The following is a 3,067-nucleotide window of genomic DNA, read 5'->3' as shown; positions in this document are numbered from 1 at the left end:
TGCCACCTCGAGTGCGCACGCCTTCGGCCTTGATGGCAGGCGCATCGGCCGGCATCACAATCGTGGCGGGCACACCGAATAGACGCGCCGCCTCGGCGATGCCTTGCGCATGATTGCCGGATGAGAAAGCCACCACGCCGCGGGAACGGTCAGACTGCGGGATCAGGGCAATGGCGTTATAGGCGCCGCGAAACTTGAAGGAGCCGGTGCGTTGCAGGCACTCGGCCTTTACCAGCGCCCGCCCGCCAACAGCCTCGTCGAGCGCCGGGTTCCATATGAGCGGCGTGCGCACTGCCAGCCCGTCCAGCCGGGCGGCTGCCTCGATAACATCGCTGAAGACCGGCAAATGCATGAACTGCTCCGTCGCCTCGCCATGGACATGACCCAAGGCCATATCTGCTGGCGATGAGTTGCGCAAAAGGTATTGCATCACGGCGCGGGCGCGCCTTTGATACCGGCAACTTTCAAGAACAGGGTCAACGGATCGGCGAGGCAGCCGGTCTCAATGGCCTATAGCCTTTAGCGGGAGGACAAGCGCCATGTTGCGTGGACAGATGATGAATCGCCAGCTGATGATTTCTGGCATTCTACAGCATGCGGCCGACAATCACGGCTCACGGGAAATCGTGAGCCGCCTGCCGGATACCGGCGAGATTCACCGCTATGGCTGGAAAGACTGCCATGCCCGCGCCAAGCGCCTGGCCAATGCTCTGACCGGCCCGCTCAAAGTGAAATCGGGCGACCGCATCTCCACGATCGCATGGAACACGCACCGTCACCTCGAACTCTACTACGCTGTATCGGGCGTGGGCGGCGTGGTGCACACGGTCAATCCGCGCCTTGCCCCCGACCAGATCGCCTGGATGCTGGATCACGCCAAGGCCAAGCACGTCTTCTTCGACGTGTCCTTCGCGCCGATCATCGATGCGATCTCCAAGAAGTGCAAAACCGTGAAGCGCTTCATCGTCATGACCGACAGCGCCCACGCGCCGAAAACGGCGACGAAATGCGATGTCTATGAGGATCTCCTGAGCGCCGCTTCGCCGGACTATGTCTGGCCGGAGTTCGACGAGAACCTCGCTGCGGGTCTTTGCTACACCTCCGGCACGACCGGCGATCCCAAAGGCGCGCTCTATTCCCACCGCTCAACTGTGCTGCATGCCATGGCCTGCCTGGGTCAGGACGTGCTTGGCGTCGGCTCGCGCGGAACGATCCTGCCAGTGGTGCCGATGTTCCACGTCAATGCGTGGGGGGTGCCTTACGCGACCGCGATGGGCGGCGGCAAGCTGGTCATGCCGGGCGCCCAGCTCGACGGCAAATCCCTGCAGGAGCTGATCGAGCAGGAAAGCGTCACCCAGGTACTCGGCGTGCCGACCGTCTGGCTCGGCCTGCTGCAATACCTGCGTGAAAGTGGCAAGCGTATCGACTCCGTCGATAACGTGCTGATGGGCGGCTCCGCCATGCCCGAAGCACTCTTGCGCGCCTATCAGGACGAGTACGGCGTGGACATGCAGCAGGGCTGGGGCATGACCGAAATGAGCCCGCTGGGCACGGTCGGCAAGCTGCTGCCCAAGCATGACGCGCTCTCCGACGACGAGAAGATCAAGATCAAGCTGAAACAGGGCCGCCTGATATACGGCGTGGAAATGCGCGCCGTGGACGATGACGGCAATGTGCTGCCGCGTGATGGTCAGTCGTCCGGCCACATCCAGGTGCGCGGGCCATGGATCATCGATTCCTATTTCCGCGGTGCAGGCGCTGAGGCCTTCACCGATGATGGCTGGTTCCGCACCGGCGATGTCGGCTATCTGGACCAGGATGGCTACATGACCATCACCGACCGTTCCAAGGACGTGATCAAGTCCGGTGGTGAATGGATCAGCTCCATCGACCTCGAAAACGTGGCCATGGGCCACCCGGACGTGATGATGGCCGCCGCCGTCGGTATGCCGCACCCCAAATGGCAGGAACGTCCGCTTCTGGTGGTCCAGCCCAAGCCGGGCACCAAACCCACCGTGGAATCGATCCAGGAATTTCTCGCCGAGCGTCTGCCCAAATGGTGGATTCCCGATGGCATCGAATTCATCGACGAAATGCCGATCGGTGCCACAGGCAAGATCCTCAAGACCCGCCTGCGCGAAATCTACAAGGACTACCAGTTCCCGGACGCCGGATAGGTCGTCATTCACTCAGGCCCTCGCCCTTCGGGCGTCTCGAAGGACGAGGGCCTGAGTCATGCATTCCCCTCTTCCTGAGGGTCAGCGAAGCGAACGTCTCGAAGGATCAGGGGAGAGCGTCTCAACCAAGGCGCACCAGGCCAGCCAGCGGCTGATCAGAAAATTACGAAGCTGTCAATTGCGGGCGCGCCAAAACGCATTACCTTTATCGAAAATCGATAAAAGGAGCCCGTGAATGGAAATCCTCGTACTTGTCCTGGTTGGTCACTTCCTCCCGTCCATCATCGCGCTGGCACGCGGTCACCATAATGGCTTTGCCATCTTCCTGACGAACCTGCTGCTCGGCTGGACGGTGATCGGCTGGGTGGTTGCGCTGATCTGGTCCACGACCGCCATCCAGCGCCGCGGCCAGACGGTCAGCGTCTGATCAATCTCCAGGCTTTACCGGCACACCTGCGCGTGCCGCCTGACTGGGCGGCACAACCGGGCGGGTCTTGCTCTCGATGGCTGTCATCGGGGCATAGCGCAGCACCAGAAATGCGGTAATCGCACCGGCCAGCACGTTCGCCAGGGCATAGCCGCTGATCAGGCCTGCAGGACCGAACTGTGACGCGCCGATCCACACCAATGGCACCAGAAGCGCGAAGCAGCGCATCAGATTGATTCCGACACCCAGCAGGGGACGGCCCAGCCCGTTGAAACCGGCTGCCGCCGCCATCGCAATGCCATAGCCGCCCATGGTAACGGGTGCGATCCACCAGGTCAGACGGGCCATCGCCCGCGCCTCGTCTGATGGCAGGAAAAGCTGGGCCAGCGGCCAGGCGAGCACGGCCAGCAGCACCGCCATGGCGACGCCCCAGCCCGCGCAGAAGAGGAAGCTCGACCGGAAG

Annotated in this window: 3 protein-coding genes and 1 pseudogene; 2 read left to right on the top strand and 2 right to left on the bottom strand. The window is 62.4% G+C overall.

What is annotated here, in order from left to right:
* On the bottom strand, nt 1–352 hold a 352-nt coding region (locus ACTS2Z_RS14155), incomplete at its 3' end, for a pyridoxal-phosphate dependent enzyme (protein ID WP_442573848.1).
* Between the two features lie 187 nt (nt 353–539).
* Between ACTS2Z_RS14155 and ACTS2Z_RS14150 the strand changes: the two genes are divergently transcribed.
* Together ACTS2Z_RS14150 and ACTS2Z_RS14145 are read left to right on the top strand one after the other, a co-directional pair.
* On the top strand, nt 540–2,177 hold the full coding sequence (locus ACTS2Z_RS14150) for a long-chain-fatty-acid--CoA ligase (RefSeq protein ID WP_442573847.1): 1,638 nt from the start codon (nt 540–542) through the stop codon (nt 2,175–2,177).
* 235 nt (nt 2,178–2,412) lie between these two features.
* Nucleotides 2,413–2,604 (top strand): superinfection immunity protein, encoded by a 192-nt coding sequence (locus ACTS2Z_RS14145; RefSeq protein ID WP_442573846.1) that lies wholly within the window; start codon nt 2,413–2,415, stop codon nt 2,602–2,604.
* On the opposite strand, the pseudogene ACTS2Z_RS14140 reads toward ACTS2Z_RS14145, so the two are convergent.
* Nucleotides 2,605–3,067: pseudogene (locus tag ACTS2Z_RS14140) on the bottom strand (MATE family efflux transporter); the annotation flags it as partial.

Origin of the sequence: Glycocaulis sp. (genome assembly GCF_052168375.1) — a bacterium.
Taxonomy (GTDB): Bacteria; Pseudomonadota; Alphaproteobacteria; order Caulobacterales; family Maricaulaceae; genus Glycocaulis.
The sequence above is the reverse complement of the archived record's forward strand: the minus strand, read 5'-3'. Positions and strand labels throughout refer to the sequence as shown.